Below are 21,436 nucleotides of genomic sequence, written 5' to 3' on the forward strand. Positions count from 1 at the left end.
ATTATTTTGCGTATGAGTCAATCTGCCTGCAAGCATCAGTTACAATTTGTTGGCTTATCAATCCGTTCCTCAAACAGGCATGTTAAATAATGACGCCGCAACGCTTTGAGAAAATTCAGCAGGTGCTGAACCATCGCCAACCGGATCTGACGGTGATTACTGATCAGGTTCACAAGGGACAAAACCTTTCTGCCATCCTTCGTACTTGTGATGCCGTTGGCATTCATCGGGTGCACGCTGTTTATGATACCGGCTATTTTCGGCCACACACGGGGACCGCAATGGGTTCCCAGAAGTGGGTTAAAACCGAGGTTCACCGGAAAATTACCGTACCCATTGAGCAGCTCCAGCGGCAGGGCTTTCAGGTCTTTGCCGCCCATTGTGATGAGGGGGGTGCCATGGATTATCGTGACGTCGATTACACCAGGCCAACCGCGTTGGTTTTAGGCGCAGAAAAGCGCGGTGTCAGTGGGCCGGCACTGGATATAGTGGACGGTTGTGTGGTGGTGCCGATGATGGGCATGTCTGAATCGTATAATGTCTCGGTGGCCTGTGCGATCATCCTTGCTGAGGCGCAGCGCCAGAGGGCTATTTCCGGGCTCTACCGAGAGTGTCGTCTGCCGGATGAACAATACCGACAGTTATTGTTTGAATGGTGTCAACCAGTGATTGCCAGATTTTGTCGGGCGCGGGATCTCGCCTATCCTGAATTGGACGATACGGGACACTTGGTGAATCCCCAACAATTTTCAGCTTTGGCAAACCGCTCTTAGTGTGATGTGCGCTCTCTTTCCAGTTTTTCTTGCAGTACTAATAAGTCACAAACTTGCCATTGAATATGATTAAAAAGCGCTAGAATCGACTCACTGTATTTATTTTTCGGAAGCATTTTTCAGAAGGTTCAGACCATGACAGTTTACAGAGCACCCACAGCCGACATGACCTTTTTGCTCAATCACGTTTTGGCGATAAATGAGATCGCGGCATTGCCGGGTTTTGAAGATGCCACCCCGGATATGGTGGACGCTATCCTGACTGAAGCCGCGCGCTTTTTTGGCGAAGTGGTCGCTCCGACCAACCAGCCCGCAGACGCGCAGGGAACCCGGCTCGATGGCACGACGGTCCTCACTGCACCGGTACTGGACGGCATTTATCAGCAGATGCTGGCAGCCGGGTGGATGGGTTTGGCCGCCGATGTAGATTTTGGTGGTCAGGGTATGCCTGGCGTGCTGTCCATCGCCGTTGATGAGATGAGCCAGTCTGCCAATATGGCGTTCGGTTTGTGCCCCATGCTGACCAAAGGTGTGGTCACAGCCCTGAGTATTTATGGCAGCGACGAACAAAAGGCTTTTTACCTGCCGCGACTTATCTCCGGTGAATGGAGTGGCACCATGAACCTGACGGAGTCTCAGGCTGGCTCAGATCTGGCCGCAGTGCGCACCAAAGCCACGCCCAATGGCGACCATTATCTGCTTAGTGGCCAAAAGATTTTCATCACCTGGGGCGATCATGAGTACACGGATAACATTATTCATCTGGTGTTAGCCAGAACTCCGGATGCCCCGGCCGGGGTCAAGGGCATCTCCCTTTTTCTGGTGCCCAAGTATCAGTTCAAGGACGATGGCACGCGCGGTGAGCGCAACGATGTCTATTGCGTTGGGCTTGAACACAAGATGGGTATTCATGCGAGCCCCACCTGCACGCTTGCGTTCGGTGATAACGGTGGCGCAGTGGGCTATCTGATCGGTGAGGAAAACCAGGGCCTGGTCTACATGTTTGCCATGATGAATGAGGCACGCCTCGCCGTTGGCTTGCAGGGTGTCGCTGTCAGTGAGCGTGCCTATCAGCAAGCGGTGGCTTTTGCCAAAGAGCGGATTCAGGGCGCGATACCGGGTAAAAACGGGGTTGCCATCATTCATCACCCGGATGTCCGCCGTATGCTGATGCAAATGCGTGCCCTGACTGAAGGTGCCCGTGCCATGGCCTATTCTGCATTGGCCCACGAAGATCGTGCCCATAAACTGGAGGGTCAGGAGCAGAGCCGCTATCACCAGCGGCGGGTTGATCTTTTGACGCCGCTGGTAAAGGGATGGTGCACAGAAATCAGTCTGGAGGTCGCGTCCCTTGGCATACAGGTGCACGGTGGTATGGGCTACGTGGAAGAGACTGGCGCTGCCCAACATCTGAGAGATGCTCGAATTCTGCCGATTTACGAGGGTACTAATGGTATTCAGGCCATGGATCTGGTGGGGCGTAAAATTGCCAGGGATCAGGGGTTGGGCGCAATGGAGTTGATCAAGGATCTCCACCCTGTGCTGCGAGAGGTCGGCAATGCTGACTTGCCGGTAATCGCCGAGTCTTTATCGGCGTCGCTGGCTGATTTAAAAGAAGCGGTCGAAGTGCTTCTTGCCAGTGCGGCCGATGAAAACTGGGCTGCACCGGGTGCCATGGCGCATAACCTGCTCATGTTAATGGGCACCTGTGTGGCCGGAGCCATGCTGGCAAAAAGCGCCGTCGCGGCCTCTAAATTACAAAAAGCGGACAATGGAAACCCGCTTTTCAATAGCAGCAAACTGACCACAGCCAATTTTTTTGCAGAGCATGTTCTGCCGAGAACGGCCTCTTATCTGGCGGCGGTCAAGGCGGGTTCCGACTCGGTAATGGCGCTGGATATCGACGCATTCTGATCGTCGTCTACAAGTGCTGACTGCGAACTTTTAAGGGTTGGCGTCCAGCAACCGCAAAAAAGCCTTGCCGGCATTGGACAGGCTTTTTTCGCGGTGGTGGATGTAACCGAGTTGGCGCTCAATGGTAATGCCGGGCAGTTCGATGATTCGGATGCCGGGCTCTACCATGCTGATGGGTAGCAGGCTCCAGCCGAGACTGATGCTGACCATCATCTTGATGGTCTCCAGGTAGTTGGTGGTCATGGTGGTTGGCAGAGGTATGCCATGCTGCTCAAACACGTTGCGAAGCATCCGGCCTGTGTAGGTTCCCGGTCCCGGAAGGATTGCCGGGTAACGTCGCAGGGTTTCGAGTGTCACCTGGGGTTCTTTCAGCAGGCTGTGATCATCCGCCACCATGAAAGCCAGCTCATCAGGCCAGATGATACGTGATTCGATCTTGGGGTGGGGCTGTGGCGCCAGGGTGATGACAGCCACTTCAAACCTGCCCTGTAAAATCCCATCATAGGCTTTTTCTGAATCCATAAAATCCACCTCCATGGTCACGGAGGGGTGGTGTTGGGCGAATTGTTTCAGAACCGGTGGCAAACGGTGCAGTCCGATATGATGGCTGATGGCCAGCCGCAATCGGCCGGCAATATCTCCGGAGAGGTCGCTGATGGCCTGTTGTGTGTCTGCAACCTCCCCTAGGATACGGGAGGCTCTGGGAAGGAGTGCTTCCCCCGCCTCGGTCAGGGTGACTGATCGGGCAATCCGGTCAAATAACCGGCATTTCAGTTTTTCCTCAAGCAGCGCAATCCGTTTGCTGACGGCGGGTTGTGTCAGATGAATGCGCTCGGCCGCAGTTGAAAATGATCCCGTCTCGGCCACAGCTATAAACGATTCAAGTAATTGGGTATCCATGATGTCAAGTATACCTATTCCATATAAGAATCAAAATTATAAAAAAGATGAATTTGTGTTATTTGATGGCGATCCTTAAAATACTCGCAATGATCAATTTTACTGGTGCATAAGATGGCTGGAAAAACCCTTTACGATAAACTTTGGGACGCACACCTGGTGCAGCAGCGAGCAGACGGTTCTGCGCTACTGTATATCGACCGTCATATTCTGCATGAGGTGACCTCGCCGCAGGCATTTGAGGGTTTGCGGTTGGCTGATCGCAGACCCTGGCGGCTGGATACAAATATTGCCACGCCTGACCACAATATATCGACAGACCGCGAAGAGCGTGCAGCGGGTGTGGATGCGATCCCGGATGAAACGTCCCGGATTCAGGTGAAGACGCTGGATGAGAACTGTGAGTCTTTTGGTATCCGTGAATTTAAAATGAATGAAATGGGGCAGGGCATTGTGCATGTGATGGGCCCAGAACTCGGCGCTTCGCTGCCCGGTATGACCGTTGTCTGTGGTGATTCCCACACGGCGACCCATGGCGCATTTGCCTGTCTGGCCCATGGTATTGGAACTTCAGAAGTGGAACATGTGCTCGCTACCCAGTGCCTTGTGACCAAGAAAATGAAAAACCTGTTGATCCAGGTGGACGGTGAGCTGGGAACGGGCGTCACTGCGAAGGATGTGATCCTGGCCGTTATCGGTGAGATAGGCACTGCCGGTGGAAACGGTTACGCCATTGAATTTGCCGGACAGGTTTTTCGTGATATGTCGATTGAGGGTCGCATGACCGTCTGCAATATGGCTATTGAGGCGGGTGCCAGGGTGGGCATGGTGTCCGTTGACGATAAAACCATTGCCTATTTCAAGGGCCGCCGTTTTGCCCCGACCGGTGAAATGTGGGACAGGGCTGTCAGTTATTGGCGGACACTGCAGAGTGATTCAGATGCCGTTTTTGATAAAACGGTCGTCATCAGTGGCAGTGATATCGTGCCGCAGGTCAGTTGGGGTACTTCGCCCGAGATGGTTGTCCCGGTTACGGGCAGCATCCCTCGCATTGAAGATGAGATGGATCCAGTCAAACGTCAGGCTATCGAACACGCATTGAAATATATGGGCCTGCAGGGCGGTAGTCCTGTGACCAGCATTCCTGTGGACCGGGTATTTATCGGTTCCTGTACCAATTCCCGTATTGAGGATTTGCGGGCTGCAGCCGCGATTGCCGATGGTCGCAAGGTGGCGTCAACCGTCAAACAGGTGTTGGTTGTACCGGGTTCTCAAATGGTCAAGGCGCAGGCTGAATCTGAAGGGCTTGATCAAATATTTATCGAAGCAGGCATGGAGTGGCGAGAGCCCGGATGTTCCATGTGTCTGGCCATGAATGCCGATAAACTCGGCGCGGGCGAACACTGTGCTTCAACGTCCAATCGGAATTTTGAAGGGCGTCAGGGTAACGGTGGCCGCACTCATCTGCTTAGTCCAGCCATGGCCGCGGCTGCCGCTATTGCAGGGCATATTACAGATGTTCGTTCGTTGAAGCAGGGGAGCATGGCATGAAAGTGTTTACCGTACATAAAGGACTGGTGGCTCCTATGGACAGGGCCAACGTCGATACCGACATGATCATTCCAAAACAGTTTTTGAAGTCGATCAAGCGCACCGGGTTCGGTCCCAATCTGTTTGATGAATTGCGTTACCTCGATGAGGGTCAACCTGGACAGAGTGGTCGCGAAAGACCTCTCAATCCGGATTTTCCGCTCAACTGGTCTCGCTATCAGGGGGCTTCCATCCTGTTGGCTCGAGAAAACTTTGGTTGTGGTTCCAGTCGTGAACATGCGCCGTGGGCTCTGGAGGACTATGGGTTCAGGGTGATTATCGCTCCCAGTTATGCCGATATATTCTTCAATAATTGCTTTAAAAATGGATTACTTCCTATTGTTTTAAATGAAAATATTGTTAGTAATTTGTTTCGTGAGGCTGAACAGAATCCTGGCTATCAGTTGACCGTGGATCTGCCTCGCCAACGGTTGATCAAACCAGATGGCGAAGAACTCTCCTTTGAGATTGACCCGTTTTATAAGCAGTGTTTGCTGGAAGGGCTGGATGAAATTGGTCTGACCCTCAAACAGGCTGATGCCATTCATGCCTATGAGGCACAGCATGAGATAGATTGTCCATGGCTGTTTCATGCCATTAAATAAAGGATTCCTGAGGTGAGTAGAAAAGTACTGATATTAAAGGGAGACCATATTGGCCCCGAAATTGTTAACGAAGCCCTTAAGGTGCTGCATCGCATTGATGAAAGGTTCCATCTCGGCCTGCAATTTGAAGAGGGCCTGTTGGGTGGTGCCGCCTACGATACAGTAGGGGACCCCTGCCCTGAAACGACCCTGGAAAAAGCCCGTCAGAGTGATGCCGTTTTGATGGGCTCAGTCGGGGGACCTGAGTGGGATGGGGTTGACAGGCAGTTACGTCCCGAGAAAGGTTTGCTCAAATTGCGTTCAAGCCTGGGGTTGTTCGGTAATCTGCGGCCTGCGATTCTCTACCCCCAGCTGGCAGGGGCCTCGTCTCTGAAGCCGGAAATTGTGTCTGGCCTGGACATCCTGATTGTTCGTGAGTTAACGGGTGGCATCTATTTCGGTGAGCCCAGAGGTATCCGGGTGCTGGAAAATGGTGAGCGCGAGGGCTTCAACACCTATAAATATTCGGAATCTGAAATTGTTCGTATCGGCAAGCTGGCATTTGAGGCCGCCAGAGTGCGCAACCGCCGGGTCTGTTCCGTGGACAAGGCCAACGTGCTGGAGGCCACTATTCTCTGGCGAGAAGTGATGCAAGCGCTGGCAAGTGACTATCCGGACGTAGAGCTGAGTCACATGTATGTGGATAATGCTGCCATGCAGCTGATCAAGGCGCCCAAGCAGTTTGATGTGATTGTCACTGGCAATATGTTTGGTGACATCCTGTCAGATGCGGCTGCGATGTTAACCGGTTCGATAGGCATGCTGCCCTCCGCTTCGCTCGACAGGAACCGCAAAGGCCTCTATGAACCCTGTCATGGTTCAGCGCCAGATATTACCGGGCTGGGCATTGCCAATCCTCTCGCAACCATACTCTCCGCTGCAATGATGCTGCGTTACTCACTGCAGGCGCCGGAGGCCGCCGTTGCGATTGAACAGGCTGTGAGCGCCGTGTTGGATAATGGACTGCGTACGTCAGACATCTATACTGAAGGCACCCGAAAGGTGAGCACCGCTGAAATGGGTGATGCGGTAGCAGCAGCACTCTGAGGCGTGCTTTAAATTAAAGTAATTTCTCTAATGAATTTATAATAGGTTGAATTAAATGAATAAAGTTGGTTTTGTAGGTTGGCGAGGAATGGTGGGTTCGGTCCTGATGGACCGCATGCAGCAGGAGAATGACTTCGCTCTAATCGAGCCCATATTCTTTACGACTTCCCAGTTGGGGCAGCCCGGCCCTCAGGTCGGCGTCGATGTTCCGCCGTTACAGGATGCCAATGATGTCGAATCACTGGCAAAAATGGACATTATCATTACCTGTCAGGGAGGCGATTACACCAAAGCGGTGTACCCGCAGTTGCGAAACGCTGGTTGGCGGGGCTACTGGATTGATGCCGCCTCTGCGTTGCGGATGGCCGATGATGCGCTGATTGTTCTGGACCCGGTTAATCTGTCTGTGATTAAAGATGGCATCGGTCGTGGGGTCAAAAACTTTATCGGTGGCAATTGTACCGTCAGCCTGATGCTGATGGCGATGGGCGGCTTGTTCAATAAAGGATTGGTAGAGTGGACCTCAGCCATGACGTATCAAGCGGCATCCGGCGCGGGTGCACAGAATATGCGTGAACTGATTGCCCAAATGGGCGCTATCGAACACTCGGTGGCACCAGAACTTGCCGATCCTGCCTCTGCAATTCTTGAGATTGATCAAAAAGTTGCGGCTGCCATGCGTAGTAGCTCACTGCCGACGGATCATTTTGGCGCACCGTTAGCGGGTAGCCTGTTGCCCTGGATTGATGTGCAGTTGGAGAGCGGACAAAGCAAGGAGGAGTGGAAAGGCCAGGCTGAAACCAATAAGGTTCTAGGCCGCTCTGGTAATACGATGATTCCGGTTGACGGCATCTGTGTCCGTATCGGTGCGATGCGTTGTCACAGTCAGGCGTTGACCGTAAAGCTGGCTCAGGATGTGCCCCTGGATGAAATAGAGTCCATCATTGCCGAGTCCAATGATTGGGTTAAGGTTGTGCCCAATGAACGTGAGGCATCGCTGCGAGAATTGACGCCAGCGGCGGTTAACGGTCATATGCATGTGCCGGTAGGGCGATTGCGTAAAATGAATATGGGTAGTCAATACCTATCTGCTTTTACAGTTGGCGACCAGCTTTTATGGGGCGCAGCGGAACCACTGCGTCGGATGTTGCGCATATTACTGGAAGCCTGACGGTTGAAAATCGGCCCGCATCGTGTTCAGGGCAGCATTAACTGCATTGAACAGGGGCCGGTTTTGTGCAATCGGTCATAGTTCAGGTTGATCAGTTCGGTTATTTGTCGATATTTGGTTGTCATGGCAGTTGAACAATTCTTATTAGTCATAAATACTTGCAGACGGAACCTAATAAGGTGTGAACAGTTTTCTGAAAAGTTTCAGACCCGGGCAGGAAACTGTCTCACAAAGTAAAACAGGGAATATCCTATGACGCTGCGTACCTTGATATTGACCACCGGCTTGCTTGGCCTGTTGCTGACTAACACCGTTTTGGCTTTGGGGCTGGGGGAGATCAAGTTGAACTCATCCCTCAATGAACCACTTGATGCCGAAGTTCAATTGACCAGCATTGGTGAACTGACTGATATCGAAATACTGGTTGGATTGGGTTCCCCGGGGGATTTCAAAAACGCAGGTGTCGAAAGACTGTTCCTGTTGACAGATTTGAATTTTTCAGTGGATCTCGCAAACCGTGCTCAACCTGTGCTCAGGATTACTTCAAAGAAACCTATTCGCGAGCCCTATTTGAATTTTCTGGTAGAGGTTCAGTGGCCAACCGGTCGTCTTGTGCGCGAATATACCCTGTTGCTTGATTTACCGGTCTATGCTTCGGAGAAGACTGCTGCAAAAAAGATTGAGGCTGCGAGTTCCGGCCCGCAGCTCCGCAGCAATCCAACGACGCCCAAGCCTGTATCAGATACGCCCTCCAGTCAGTCAGCTGTAGCAGGTGACGGTCAATACAGCGTCAACGCCGGCGACACGGTCTGGGCCATTGCCCAGCGGATTCGTCCCCGGCAGGCCACCATGAATCAGACTATGGCGGCTATCAAGCAACTCAATCCGGATGCTTTCATCAATGACAATATCAACCTGCTGAAAAAAGGGGCTGTTCTTCGGTTGCCGGAGGGTAGTGATATTCGGGCACTGACCCAAACAGAAGTCAGGACTGAACTCAGTCAGCCTGAATCGATACCTGCTAAAGAGGACGAGGCATTGGCCCCTGTGCTGGATGCTACCGAACAGGGTGCGGCGGCCACTGATTCTGCGGTTGCGGGAGAAGGTCGTCTCAAGCTCGCTGCGCTGGGCACCGATGATGCCAGCGAGCAATCCACTGGAAACGTGAATGGTGACGGTCAGGCTGACGGCTCCTCCGGTTCCGGACAGGACGAACTAATAGCTGCACAGGAAGAACTGGACAAGACCCTTCGTGAAAATGATGATCTGAAAACCCGTATCGCCAACCTGGAAGAACAGTTGTCCACCATGAATCGTCTGGTGGAAATTCAGGATGACTCCCTGCGCGGCACTCAGTTGGCAGTTCAGGCAGAAGAGCCTTCCGCCATAGAAGAGCCTTCAGCCCAAAAAGAGCCCTCAGCCCTCAAAGAGCCCGCAGCGTCAGATGTTGAAGCCAATACCGTTGCCGAACCTGCATCAACTCAAGGTGGTCAAGGTGACAGGTCATTGGGTCTGGCGGGCTGGATGGACTATTTGCTTTATCCCTTGATTGCGCTACTTGCGCTTTTACTGGCGGTGGTCATGTTTTTCCGCAATCGGAAAAACGATGATGATGACCAGGGCGAGGTCTCACTCCAAACTCTGGCGACCCCTAAAGAGTCTGAATATCCTGAAGAAAATCTTGCCGAAACCTTTACTGAGACAGAAAAGCAGTATGTCCATGAAGTTGCCGCAGAGCTGGATGAGTCAGATTTAAAAGACCTTGAGGAGCTCGAGCTTGGTGATGGTGAAGGCGTTGACCCTAAGGGCGAAGCAGATATCTATCTTTCGCTGGGAAATTATCGTCAGGCTGAGAATATTCTTCGCAAGGCCATAGAGGCTGATCCGCAGGACAGCTCGCTGCGTCTAAAATTGCTGGAAGTGCATGTCAACGCCAATAACCCGGATGCCTTTGAGGCAGATAAGGCTTCACTGGCCGAGCTCAATGACAGTCAGGCCGATGCTCGGGCGCTTGCTCTTGAAGCAGAGTTGTTGCCAGGAAAATCGGATTCCCCGGACGACTCTGATGTCCAGGCTGATATTTCAAGTGAGATACCGGATACTTCAGTAGGTTCGGCCGACTTTGAGGCTCCGACACTTGATTACGATCTGGGTGACGTGTCCCCCAATGCCTCCCTTGAGGATGACACTTACCCGAAAGATGAAGAGAGTGTAACGCCGTCGGCAGATCGTGATTTAAACGACATTGACCTTTTCGCTTCAGGTGGATTTTCTGCTGAAGAGAGCTCTGCCGATAAGGTTTCCGCTGATGACGGTTTGACCGCAACATCTCCGGACACGCAACCATCCGCCGGGGAAGCCGAGCCGGACTTTGATCTGGATCTTGACCTCGAGGACATGGACCTGGGTGCACTGTCGACCGAAATCGATGAGGGCATGCAGAATATTGATTTTGATGAAGAAGGCCCCGCGAAAGAAGAAGATGAGCAGGCTGAACCCCGGACAGAAAATGATGGCTTTGATGATCTCGCTAGTGTGGAGGACTCACTGGGTGACGATGATGAGTCCGATACCAAACTGGTTCTGGCAGAAGCCTATGTGGATATGGGTGACCCGGACAATGCGCGCGATTTGCTTGAGGAGGTGCTTCAGAGTGGCACCGAAGAGCAGCGCAAAAAAGCTAACGACCTACTCGAGACACTTTCCTGACAACAATGATTCCGGGACTAACCCGAGAGACCCCGTCTCTCGGGCACTCGGCTGAGGACTTTGTTCTTCCTGCCGGGGTAAAGCGCATCGCTGCTGCCGTCGAATACGACGGCAGCACTTTTTGTGGTTGGCAGCGGCAACGACATAGCCCCAGTGTGCAGGCTTCAGTGGAAGCAGCTCTGTCCAGGGTTGCCAATGAGGCCATATCGGTCGTTTGTGCGGGACGCACGGATACCGGTGTACACGGTACCAACCAGATCATTCATTTTGATACTGCTGCGAAGAGGCTTAATCGCAACTGGCTACTGGGTGGTAATGCCAATTTACCCTACGGGATAAGGTTGCACTGGGTGGCCGAACAAACAGCAGACTTTCATGCGCGTTTCAGTGCCACAGCCAGAACCTACCGATACCTGATTACCAATCAGGCTCAGCGTTCCGCGCTTTTCTACCATGGGTTGAGTTGGGAGAAGCGACCGCTGAATGCGCCTGACATGCATCGGGCCATCCAGCACTTGATCGGAGAACATGATTTCAGTTCCTTTCGGGCTGCAGGCTGTCAGTCCAACTCACCAAACCGCAATATCCAGCGAGCCAGGGTTTGGCGACAGGCAGACCTCGTCATTGTTGAAATAACGGCAAATGCGTTTCTCCACCATATGGTCCGCAATATTGTTGGAGCATTGCTCTGTATCGGTCGTGGCGACAGATCAAAAGACTGGTTGAAAGAACTGTTATTGTTGCGGGATCGTACTAAAGCGCCGCCAACTGCTCCACCTAACGGTTTGTATCTGGTGAGAGTGAACTACCCCGACTGTTTTGACGTACCTCTGTTTGTGCCAGGCCCTCAATTTATTGCAGACGCCTGATCGAAGAAGGGCAGTGCTCAATAGCCTCAATCAGTGCTTTTTTTGCTACAATCCTTCCAGAATCAATGGGGCGCATAGTGAAACGAACTCGTGTCAAAGTCTGCGGTATAACCCGACCGGAAGATGCTCGTGTCGCTGCTGCTGCCGGAGTTGACGCGATAGGTCTGGTGTTTTATGCAAAAAGCCCCAGATTTGTGGGCCTATCAGATGCCGCAGTCATCTCAGCTGAAGTGGGTCCTTTTGTCACAACGGTCGGTTTGTTTGTCAATGCTCCGCAGCAACAGGTGGTAGAGACACTTGAGAGAGTGGGGCTGCAACTTCTGCAGTTCCATGGCGATGAGGACAATGAGTATTGCCGGCAGTTTGGCAGACCGTTTATCAAAGCGATAAGAATGGCGCCGGACCTGAATCTGTCAAGGGAGCTGGCGCGGTTCCCCACCGCGAGCGGATTTCTGTTTGATGCCTGGCATAAAGACAAGTATGGCGGTACCGGAGAAACATTTGCCTGGCGGCGTCTGCCATCGGGTTCAGATTTTCCGCTGATTCTGGCGGGCGGTTTGAACCCCGGCAATGTGGCTGATGCCGTTTCGCAGACCCGACCCTACGCAGTAGATGTGAGTGGTGGTGTGGAGGCGGCTCCGGGTATTAAATCCGCTCGACTCATAGAACAGTTTATTGCCCGCGCTTCAGCTGGGTAACACGTCGGAGAACACAGTGAACAAGAAAGCCTCGATTGATTTTAACCAGATGCCGGATGCCCATGGCCATTTCGGCCCCTACGGTGGACGCTTTGTTTCTGAAACCCTGATTTATGCGCTGGATGAGCTAGAGAGTATCTATCGCAGCTTAAAAGATGATCCCGAATTTCAGGCGCAGTTTGATTACGACCTGGCCCACTATGTCGGACGTCCATCACCGCTGTATTTTGCGGAGCGTTGGACCAGGGAAACCGGTGGCGCAAAACTGTTTCTGAAGCGTGAGGATCTGAACCACACCGGTGCACACAAAATCAATAATACGATCGGTCAGGCGTTGCTGGCCAAGCATACTGGCAAGCAACGGGTGATTGCCGAAACCGGTGCTGGTCAACACGGCGTGGCCACGGCCACCGTGGCTGCCCGCCTCGGTCTGGAATGCCATGTGTTCATGGGCGAGGAAGATATTCAGCGCCAATCCCTGAATGTCTACCGTATGAAGTTGCTTGGTGCGACGGTTGTGCCCGTCACTTCGGGTTCCAGAACACTCAAGGATGCCATGAATGAAGCACTGCGCGACTGGGTGACCAATGTCGATGATACGTTCTATATCATTGGCACCTGTGCCGGGCCTCATCCCTACCCGGAACTGGTGAGGAATTTTCAATCCGTGATCGGCCGCGAGGCCCGTCAGCAGTCCTTGGCCCAAACCGGTAAATTGCCAGATGCCCTGGTCGCCTGTGTTGGTGGAGGGTCAAACGCCATCGGTTTGTTTCACCCGTTTCTGGCAGACGAATCGGTCGCGATGTACGGAGTGGAGGCCGGTGGGTTTGGCCTCGGTACAGGGAAACACGCTGCACCGCTTAACGATGGCATTCCCGGTGTTCTCCACGGTAACCGTACTTACCTGATGGAAGACGAAAACGGACAGATTATTGAAACCCACTCCATCTCAGCTGGACTGGATTACCCCGGAGTTGGTCCGGAGCATTCCTGGTTGAAAGATATCGGTCGTGTCAAATACGTGGCCATTGACGACGATGAGGCGATGGATGCATTTCGTCATCTGACCAGAATCGAAGGTATCATGCCGGCCCTGGAGTCCAGTCATGCGATTGCCTATGCCGAAAAATTGGCTCGCCAGATGGATCCAGATCAGACCATCGTAGTGAATCTTTCTGGACGGGGTGACAAAGATATTCTGACGGTTGCAGAAATCGATGGCATCACTCTGTAATCATGCATTAATAAAAAAGAAGTTGGAAAATTGTCTGTGAACAGGATTAAACAACGTTTTGAAGTTCTTAAACAACAGGGCCGCAAGGCCCTGATTCCTTATGTAGTATTAGGTGATCCCGCCGCGGATGTGACGTTGCCGGTGATGCATGCTCTGGTCGAAAATGGTGCCGATATTCTCGAGCTCGGGGTTCCTTTTTCAGATCCGACTGCTGAGGGGCCGGTGATTCAGAAGGCCCATGAGCGTGCCTTGGCCCATGGTAGCAGCCTGCGTGATGCGTTGACGTTGGTGAAACAATTCAGGGAGACCAATGCCACCACTCCGGTCATTTTGATGGGGTACGCCAATCCCATAGAGCGGCTGGGCTATCAGCATTTTATTGAGCTCGCTCTCGATGCCGGGATTGATGGAGTCCTGACAGTCGATCTTCCCCCTGAGGAAGCGGGGGAATTTAATCAACAGCTCGGTGAAGCGGGCATGGAAAATATTTTTCTGTTGGCACCCACCAGCAGTGACAAGCGACAGAAAATGGTTGCAGAAATGGCCGGTGGCTTTATTTATTATGTCTCGCTGAAAGGTGTGACCGGTGCGGGTAATCTCGATGTGGTGTCAGTGAAACAGCATGTGGACCATATCCGCACATTGACTGACCTGCCAGTCTGTGTAGGATTCGGGATTAAAGATGGTGCCTCAGCGCGCGCTGTTGCCGACCTCTCCGATGGCGTGGTGGTTGGTAGTGTGCTGGTGAGTAAAATGGCTGAGCTGGCTGCGCGCGGTGAGACGTCACCACAGACTTTTTCAAAGGCAGTTTCAAGCCTGGTCGCAGAAATGCGGGATGCACTGGATAACTGACGGAATAAACTATGAGCTGGTTGGAAAAAATCCGCCCCAAGGGTCCGGCGACCCAGAAAAAAGATCGCACCCAGAGTGTTCCCGAAGGGCTGTGGAAAAAATGCCCTAAATGCAGTGCACCACTTTATCGTCCAGAGCTCGAAAAGAATCTTGAAGTTTGTCCGAAGTGTGATCACCACCTCCGTATAGGTGCCCGCCGTCGACTGGACTTCTTTCTTGATCGGGAGGGCCGTGAAGAGCTTGCCACGGAAGTCAAGCCCGTTGATCGTCTCAAGTTCAAGGATGTACGGCGATATAAAGACCGATTGAATGATGCCCAGAAACTGACCGGTGAAGATGACGCGCTGGTGGCTATGAAGGGCACATTAAAGGGCATGCCCGTTGTTGCAGTGGCATTTGAGTTCGCCTTTCACGGTGGTTCCATGGGTTATGTGGTTGGTGAACGCTTTACCCGTGCAGCCCAGGTTTCCCTGCAGGAAAATATCCCGTTGATCTGCTTTTCCGCCACTGGCGGTGCGCGTATGCAGGAAGCGCTGATATCACTCATGCAGATGGCCAAAACCAGCGCAATTATAGAAAGGCTTAAAAGTCAGGGAACGCCCTATATCTCGGTAATGACAGACCCTGTATATGGCGGTGTTTCTGCCAGTCTTGCACTGTTGGGCGATATTAATGCCGCCGAGCCTGCGGCAAGAGCCGGTTTTGCCGGGCCCAACATTATTGAACAAACCATCCGTCAGCGATTGCCCAAGGGCTTCCAGCGCGCAGAATTTCTGCTGGAGCACGGAGCAATCGATTTAATCATTCCTCGCCCTGAGCTTCGGGATACGCTGGCGTCACTCATTTCAAAGTTCACCCATTGTCCAGAACCTGATCATATCGATGCCCCAGCGCTCACTGAGTGAATGGCTGACCCTGTTACAAAACAGGCATCCCAAAGAAATTGAGCTTGGTCTGGGGCGGATTCGCCTGGTTGCCAGGGAGTTGGGGTTGGTGGATGTGCCGGGCAGTCGTTCGCCCGCAAAAACCATCGTCACCATTGCCGGTACCAACGGCAAAGGCTCTTGCATCGCTGCACTGCAAGCGTTGTTGGCCGCTGCAGGTTATCGCGTGGCCTGCTATACATCGCCTCATCTGATCAACTACCGCGAGCGCATAGTCATTGATGGCCATTGCGTCAGTGATGAGGCCATTTGTGAAGCATTTGAACAAATAGAGCAGTCCAGAGGGCAGACGAGCCTGACGTACTTCGAATTTGGTACGCTGGCTGCCCTGATACTGATGGCCAGGGAGGAACTGGATGTTGCGCTTCTCGAAGTCGGTTTGGGAGGGCGGCTCGACGCAGTCAATATTCTTGATGCCGATATAGCGATTGTCACAGGTGTGGCGCTGGATCATCAGGAATGGCTCGGCGATGATCTCAACCAAATAGCGGCTGAAAAAGCGGCCATTGCACGTGCAGGTAAACCGCTGATTTGTGGTGACCCGAATCCAGTTGCAGGGTTAATCGGCACCGCTGAGAAAGTTGGTGCAAAGCTGATGGTCAATGGCAGGGATTTTTCGGCCAGGCAGTTCGTGCCGTTGCCTGAGACTTGCCTGCCGCCTGCCAGTATTGCCTGTGCTCTACAAGCCACCAGTCTGATCACGGGTCTGACACCTTCTGAAGTGGATACCAGCGCAATCGGTGCTGTTGCGGTGCCGGGCCGGTTTCAAAAAGTGACTATCAATGGTGTATCCGTGGTGTTGGATGTGGCCCATAATCCCCAGGCAGCGACACTGTTGGCAGATCGGCTCAATAGTTTCTCGGGCCACTTGATTGCGGTTGTCGGTCTGATGGCGGATAAAGATATTCCAAATATTCTTGCACCGTTGGGACCGATGGTTAAAAGCTGGTACTTTTGCAATATACCAAACCAGCCGAGAGCCGCAGATGCAGGTATGCTCTCATCGATGTTGTACAATACCAATGGGTCGGTATCCGTCAGAACGAGGGTCTGTTCTTCCCCGCTGAACGCTCTTGAATCGGCCCTGTGTGAAGCTACTCCCGACGACCAAGTGGTTGTTTTCGGCTCTTTCTTTACTGTTGGACCGATACTGGACTGGTGGCAAAACCTGCCAAAAGGAAAAAAGGATGTTGAGTGAAAATATGAAACAGCGCATTGTCGGTGGCTTTGTATTGCTGGCGCTGGCTCTGATTCTGTTTGCTTTACTGTTTGATTTTTCCGATGCTGCCAAGGTCGATACTCGCTCGCAAATTCCCGACTCCCCGGATATTGCTCCTGTGGTCGTCGATGAACCGAATCGCCCGGACAATATTGAAGCTGCAATAGACGATGAAAATATCTTCCAGCCCGAAGTTTCGCAAGAGGTAGATGCAGGGGTTGAGACTTCCTCACCGCAGCCGCCGGCGTTGACTGAAGAGGGTGTTGCGGAAGCCTGGGTTTTACAGGTGGGCAGTTTTCGCGATGCGGAAAAGGCGCAGTCATTGCTGAAGCAGCTTCTGGCGGAGGGTTATAGCGCCTATGTCCGAGACCAGAAAGGCGAGACCGGAGAGCTGAACCGGGTTTTCGTGGGCCCCAAGGTACTAAAGAGTAAGCTAATGGAAGACAAAGCGGCCATCGACAAAAAATATGGTGTCAATGCATTGATGTTGCACTTTGATCCCTGACCGAAGAACCTCGCTCTGATACACTCTCGGGCATTCTAAAAAATGATGAAAGCATGAACTGGGCAGACTGGGCGATTATTGCAGTTTTAGGATTTTCTGTGCTGATTAGCGCGGTGAGAGGCTTCATCAAAGAAGCCCTATCGTTGGTAATCTGGTTGGCAGCGGCAATCATTGCATCCATTTTCCACGATGAGCTTGCATTATGGTTGGTTGATCTTATTTCAACACCTTCCCTGCGTATGCTGACTGCCTGGATTACTCTGTTTATTGTTGTTTTGATCATTGGCGGTATCTGTAGTTATCTGTTGGGAAAACTGGTGGAAGCGACGGGTCTGACCGGCACCGATCGGCTCCTGGGTGTATTGTTTGGCCTGACCCGGGGCCTGATCATTATTATGGTGGTACTGCTTGTCCTGACGGAAATACTGCCAGTGACAGAAGATGTGTGGTGGCAGGAATCACACCTGATTTCTTTTTTTATGCAGTTTGAAAATTTCGCCAGGGAGGCCGGAGCTGCGGTGTTAGGCTTTCTAAAAAATCTGCTCTAGTGAACAGGCGTCACAGCGCAGCCAGCAAGTCTTTAAAAACGAGGTTGTTTAGTCCATGTGTGGCGTTGTCGGAATTGTCGGTAAAAGCGATGTCAAATTGCAGCTCTATGATGCATTGACGATGCTTCAACATCGGGGTCAGGATGCTGCAGGCATCATGACCTGTGTCGGTGGCCGCCTTAATCAGAGAAAAGGGGTTGGCCTGGTTCGGGATGTGTTTCATACCCGTCACATGGCCGAGCTGGAAGGGAACATGGGTATCGGCCATGTGCGTTATCCGACTGCCGGTAGTTCTGGTGCTGCCCTGGCCCAGCCGTTTTATGTGAACTCTCCCTACGGGATCTGCATGGCACATAATGGCAATCTGACCAATACCGATGAGTTGATGGAACACCTTTTCAAGTCAGATCTCAGACATATCAACACGGATTCAGATTCTGAAGCATTGCTTAACGTTTTTGCCCATGAATTGCACTTGCAGGGTAAATTGCAGCCTTTACCCGCCGATATTTTTGAAGCAGTGAGGCGTGTACATCGCCGCTGCCGTGGGGCTTATGCGGTGGTGGGCATGATTGCCAATTACGGTATGGTCGCTTTTCGGGACCCTCTTGGTATTCGTCCTCTGGTTTTCGGCCAGCGCGAAACAGAACAGGGCATTGAGTATATTGTGGCATCGGAGAGTGTCGCATTGGATGTGCTCGGCTTTCAGCTGGTCCGGGATATTGAACCGGGTGAAGCACTTTATGTGGATGAGCAGGGTGAACTCCATTTGCAGCAGTGTGCTGATAATCCGCAGTTGATGCCCTGTATTTTTGAGCATGTGTACTTTGCCCGCCCCGACTCCATTATTGACAGTATTTCTGTTTACAAGTGTCGCCTGCGCATGGGTGAGCATCTGGCAGAGAAGATTCTCCGGCAATATCCGGATCACGATATTGACGTGGTGATTCCTGTGCCTGATACCAGCCGGGTGGCTGCCCAGGCGATTGCTGAACATTTGCAGGTTAAATTCCGCGAAGGGTTCATGAAGAACCGCTATATCGGGCGGACATTTATTATGCCTGGGCAGAAGGAGCGCAAGAAGTCTGTGCGACAGAAACTGAATCCGGTAAGGCTGGAATTCAAGGGAAAAAATGTTTTGCTGGTGGATGACTCCATTGTTCGGGGCACCACGTCCAGGGAAATTATTCAAATGGCCCGCGAGGCGGGTGCCAGTAAAGTCTATGTGGCATCGGCCGCGCCGCCGGTTCGCTATCCCAATGTTTACGGTATCGACATGCCATCTGCACGGGAGCTGATTGCCCATGACAGAACCGAGCAGGAGGTCGCCACGTTGATCGGTGCTGACTGGCTCATATATCAGGAACTGGAAGACCTTATCGCCAGTGCCAAAGAGGGTAATTCCGGTATTGTGTTCTTTGATTGTGCTGTCTTTGACGGTAAATATGTAACAGGTGATGTCAATCAGGCTTATCTGGACAGGCTCGAATCAGTCCGCAACGATAAAGCCAAGAGCAATTCAAAAAAGGGTAAATCGCTATCCTCGGGAAATGGTGAGGTCATTGGCCTGCATAACTCGGAAATGGAACTCAGGTAATGAAAGCAGTCGACGACATTGGTAATCCTCTTGCTGAAGCCGGACTGGATACACTGGCCGTCCGCGCTGGACAGCATCGCTCCGCAGAAGGTGAGCACAGTGAAGCATTATTTCTGACATCGAGTTACGTCTTTGCCAATGCCGCTGAGGCAGCAGCACGGTTTTCTGGCGACCAATCAGGTAATGTCTATTCCCGCTATACCAACCCGACAGTGCGAACTTTTGAAGAGCGTATTGCGGCTCTGGAGGGGGCAGAGCAAGCCGTTGCGACCTCATCGGGAATGGCGGCTATCCTGAGTACCTGTATGGCTTTTTTAAAAAGCGGCGACCATCTGGTCTGTTCACGAGATGTGTTTGGAACGACCACGGTATTACTCGATAAATACCTGAGCAAGATGGGTGTGGAAACCACCTTTGTGCCAGTCACCGATCTCGCCTTGTGGAAACAGTCGATACGGCCAGAAACGAAATTGCTATTTCTGGAGACGCCCTCCAACCCCCTTTGTGAAGTGGCTGATATTACTGCACTCGCTGAACTGGCCCGTGCAGAGGATGTACTTTTTGTTGTCGACAACTGTCTTTGCACACCGGCTCTGCAAAAACCGCTCGCATTGGGTGCCGATCTGGTGATTCACTCGGCAACCAAATATCTCGATGGACAGGGACGCTGTCTCGGTGGGGTGGTTTGTGGGCGAAGCGAGCTGGTCAATGAAGTGTTGTCTTTTATTCGCAGTGCCGGGCCAACCATGAGCCCCTTCAATGCCTGGGTGTTTCTCAAGGGTCTTGAGACGCTGAGATTGAGAATGGATGCACACTCTGCCAATGCACAGCTATTGGCAGAGTGGTTGCAACAGCAACCGGCTGTCGAGCAGGTGTTTTATGCCGGGTTGCCCGATCATCTTGGTCACCACCTCGCTGCACGGCAACAGCGCGGATTCGGTGGTGTGCTTTCATTTCGGGTGCGAGGTGGTCGAGAGCAGGCCTGGAAGGTTATCGACAGTACCCGAATACTCTCGTTGACAGCCAACCTTGGTGATGCAAAGACGACCATTATCCATCCCGCAACGACGACTCATGGCCGTTTGAACGATCAACAGAAAAAGGCCTCGGGCATCACTGAAAACCTGATCCGTGTTGCCGTTGGCCTCGAGGACATTGAGGATATCAAGAGCGACCTATTGCATGGTTTGACTGCTATCTGATTCCTTCCTCATAATCACACTCAATATGGAAGTGAACAATATGCGTCAGGTGGTAGACAAATTGATCACCTCTATCGGTAGGGTGCTGATAGGCAAGGATGAACAGATCCGGCTGGCGATTACCTGTCTGTTTGCCGGTGGGCACCTGCTCATCGAAGATATGCCGGGTATGGGAAAAACCACCCTGGCACAGGGGCTTGCCGCTGTTCTTGGCCTCTCCTACAACCGTGTTCAATTCACCAGTGACCTGTTGCCTGCCGATATATTGGGCATTTCTGTTTATGACCGAACTCGTGGACAGTTTGAATTTCACCCCGGCCCGGTGTTCAGCCAATTGTTGCTCGCTGATGAAATAAACCGCACGACACCAAAAACCCAGAGTGCATTACTGGAAGCGATGGCCGAGGGTCAGGTGACGGTGGAAGGCGAAACCCGGCCGTTGCCGCATCCATTTTTTGTAATAGCCACCCAGAACCCGCTGACTCAATCGGGAACCTATCCATTGCCGGAGTCACAGCTGGATCGCTTTCTGATGCGCATCGAGCTGGGTTATCCGGACCCACGCTCCGAACGGGCATTGCTGTCAGGGGTCAATCCCCGCAGTCGATTGGCAGAGATCAAAACATTATTGCCAGCAAAGCAGCTGTTGCAGATCCAGCAACATGTAGCGGATGTCAAAGTGGCTGAAAATCTGGTGGATTACCTGCAACGGTTGGTGCAATTTACCCGCGATGATCCCGTTTTTTACTACGGTTTATCTCCACGCGGTGCATTGGCCGTACTGCAATGTGCCCGCGCCTGGGCTCTGATCCATGGCCGGCAATATGTGATTCCTGAAGATATTCAGGCCGTTTTTCCCTCCGTTGCAGGTCATCGTTTGCGCGGTGCTGGAGAGTGCGCCAATCACGATGGCGATGTGCTTGCCAATCTGGTGCTGAGCGCAGTGGATATTTTTTAAACAAGCAGCGGACGATGAAGTCGGAGTACGATGTGGCAGTATTTTCGCCCCGTGCTGCAGGA

At 52.4% G+C, this 21,436-nt stretch carries 19 protein-coding genes; 18 read left to right on the forward strand and 1 reads right to left on the reverse strand.

All coding sequences use genetic code 11. The annotated features are described in order from the left end of the window. The first annotated feature begins 89 nt into the window (after positions 1–89). Together trmH and AACZ64_RS02840 are read left to right on the forward strand one after the other, a co-directional pair. Entirely contained in the window at positions 90–773 is a 684-nt protein-coding gene (trmH, locus tag AACZ64_RS02835; protein WP_293615677.1) for a tRNA (guanosine(18)-2'-O)-methyltransferase TrmH, read from the forward strand. A 135-nt stretch (positions 774–908) separates the two neighbouring features. Further along, the gene (locus tag AACZ64_RS02840) at positions 909–2,687 is read left to right on the forward strand and encodes an acyl-CoA dehydrogenase (protein WP_293615678.1); all 1,779 of its coding nucleotides are present in this window, start codon (positions 909–911) and stop codon (positions 2,685–2,687) included. 30 nt (positions 2,688–2,717) lie between these two features. Here the strand turns inward: AACZ64_RS02840 and AACZ64_RS02845 are convergent, their stop codons facing one another. Further along, positions 2,718–3,587: a LysR family transcriptional regulator gene (locus AACZ64_RS02845; protein WP_293615679.1), complete on the reverse strand. Its 870-nt coding sequence runs from the start codon at positions 3,585–3,587 to the stop codon at positions 2,718–2,720. 114 nt (positions 3,588–3,701) lie between these two features. Here AACZ64_RS02845 and leuC point away from each other — a divergent pair, with 114 nt between their 5' ends. The 16 genes from leuC (at position 3,702) to AACZ64_RS02925 (ending at position 21,374) form a co-directional block, all read left to right on the forward strand. Beyond that, positions 3,702–5,138: a 3-isopropylmalate dehydratase large subunit gene (gene leuC / locus AACZ64_RS02850; RefSeq protein ID WP_293615680.1), complete on the forward strand. Its 1,437-nt coding sequence runs from the start codon at positions 3,702–3,704 to the stop codon at positions 5,136–5,138. Next, positions 5,135–5,782 (forward strand): 3-isopropylmalate dehydratase small subunit, encoded by a 648-nt coding sequence (gene leuD / locus AACZ64_RS02855; RefSeq protein WP_293615681.1) that lies wholly within the window; start codon positions 5,135–5,137, stop codon positions 5,780–5,782. Before leuC ends, leuD begins: the two co-directional genes overlap by 4 nt. A 12-nt stretch (positions 5,783–5,794) precedes the next feature. Next, positions 5,795–6,868, forward strand: a complete 1,074-nt coding sequence (gene leuB, locus AACZ64_RS02860) for a 3-isopropylmalate dehydrogenase (RefSeq protein ID WP_293615682.1) — start codon at positions 5,795–5,797, stop codon at positions 6,866–6,868. A 55-nt stretch (positions 6,869–6,923) separates the two neighbouring features. Beyond that, complete coding sequence (gene asd, locus AACZ64_RS02865) at positions 6,924–8,039, forward strand: aspartate-semialdehyde dehydrogenase (RefSeq protein ID WP_293615683.1); 1,116 nt, start codon at positions 6,924–6,926, stop codon at positions 8,037–8,039. 252 nt (positions 8,040–8,291) lie between these two features. After that, on the forward strand, positions 8,292–10,748 hold the full coding sequence (locus tag AACZ64_RS02870; protein ID WP_293615684.1) for a FimV/HubP family polar landmark protein: 2,457 nt from the start codon (positions 8,292–8,294) through the stop codon (positions 10,746–10,748). 5 nt (positions 10,749–10,753) lie between these two features. Then, positions 10,754–11,617, forward strand: a complete 864-nt coding sequence (gene truA, locus AACZ64_RS02875) for a tRNA pseudouridine(38-40) synthase TruA (RefSeq protein ID WP_293615685.1) — start codon at positions 10,754–10,756, stop codon at positions 11,615–11,617. Between the two features lie 77 nt (positions 11,618–11,694). Then, complete coding sequence (locus AACZ64_RS02880) at positions 11,695–12,315, forward strand: phosphoribosylanthranilate isomerase (protein ID WP_293615686.1); 621 nt, start codon at positions 11,695–11,697, stop codon at positions 12,313–12,315. Positions 12,316–12,364: 49 nt separating this feature from the next. Beyond that, on the forward strand, positions 12,365–13,549 hold the full coding sequence (trpB, locus tag AACZ64_RS02885) for a tryptophan synthase subunit beta (protein ID WP_051921653.1): 1,185 nt from the start codon (positions 12,365–12,367) through the stop codon (positions 13,547–13,549). A 36-nt stretch (positions 13,550–13,585) separates the two neighbouring features. Continuing rightward, complete coding sequence (gene trpA / locus AACZ64_RS02890; RefSeq protein ID WP_293615687.1) at positions 13,586–14,401, forward strand: tryptophan synthase subunit alpha; 816 nt, start codon at positions 13,586–13,588, stop codon at positions 14,399–14,401. An 11-nt stretch (positions 14,402–14,412) separates the two neighbouring features. Continuing rightward, positions 14,413–15,306: an acetyl-CoA carboxylase, carboxyltransferase subunit beta gene (accD, locus tag AACZ64_RS02895; protein ID WP_036860168.1), complete on the forward strand. Its 894-nt coding sequence runs from the start codon at positions 14,413–14,415 to the stop codon at positions 15,304–15,306. Then, positions 15,284–16,543, forward strand: a complete 1,260-nt coding sequence (locus AACZ64_RS02900; RefSeq protein WP_293615688.1) for a cyanophycin synthetase — start codon at positions 15,284–15,286, stop codon at positions 16,541–16,543. The genes accD and AACZ64_RS02900 overlap by 23 nt, the downstream gene beginning before the upstream one ends. Beyond that, on the forward strand, positions 16,533–17,069 hold the full coding sequence (locus AACZ64_RS02905) for an SPOR domain-containing protein (protein ID WP_293615689.1): 537 nt from the start codon (positions 16,533–16,535) through the stop codon (positions 17,067–17,069). Before AACZ64_RS02900 ends, AACZ64_RS02905 begins: the two co-directional genes overlap by 11 nt. A 53-nt stretch (positions 17,070–17,122) precedes the next feature. Continuing rightward, complete coding sequence (locus AACZ64_RS02910) at positions 17,123–17,617, forward strand: CvpA family protein (protein WP_293615690.1); 495 nt, start codon at positions 17,123–17,125, stop codon at positions 17,615–17,617. Positions 17,618–17,672: 55 nt separating this feature from the next. Continuing rightward, complete coding sequence (gene purF / locus AACZ64_RS02915) at positions 17,673–19,214, forward strand: amidophosphoribosyltransferase (protein WP_293615691.1); 1,542 nt, start codon at positions 17,673–17,675, stop codon at positions 19,212–19,214. Further along, entirely contained in the window at positions 19,214–20,416 is a 1,203-nt protein-coding gene (locus AACZ64_RS02920; RefSeq protein ID WP_293615692.1) for an O-succinylhomoserine sulfhydrylase, read from the forward strand. Before purF ends, AACZ64_RS02920 begins: the two co-directional genes overlap by 1 nt. A gap of 40 nt (positions 20,417–20,456) precedes the next feature. Further along, positions 20,457–21,374, forward strand: a complete 918-nt coding sequence (locus tag AACZ64_RS02925) for a MoxR family ATPase (RefSeq protein ID WP_293615704.1) — start codon at positions 20,457–20,459, stop codon at positions 21,372–21,374. Positions 21,375–21,436: the final 62 nt, after the last annotated feature.

Origin of the sequence: uncultured Porticoccus sp. (genome assembly GCF_963975625.1) — a bacterium.
Taxonomy (GTDB): Bacteria; Pseudomonadota; Gammaproteobacteria; order Pseudomonadales; family Porticoccaceae; genus Porticoccus.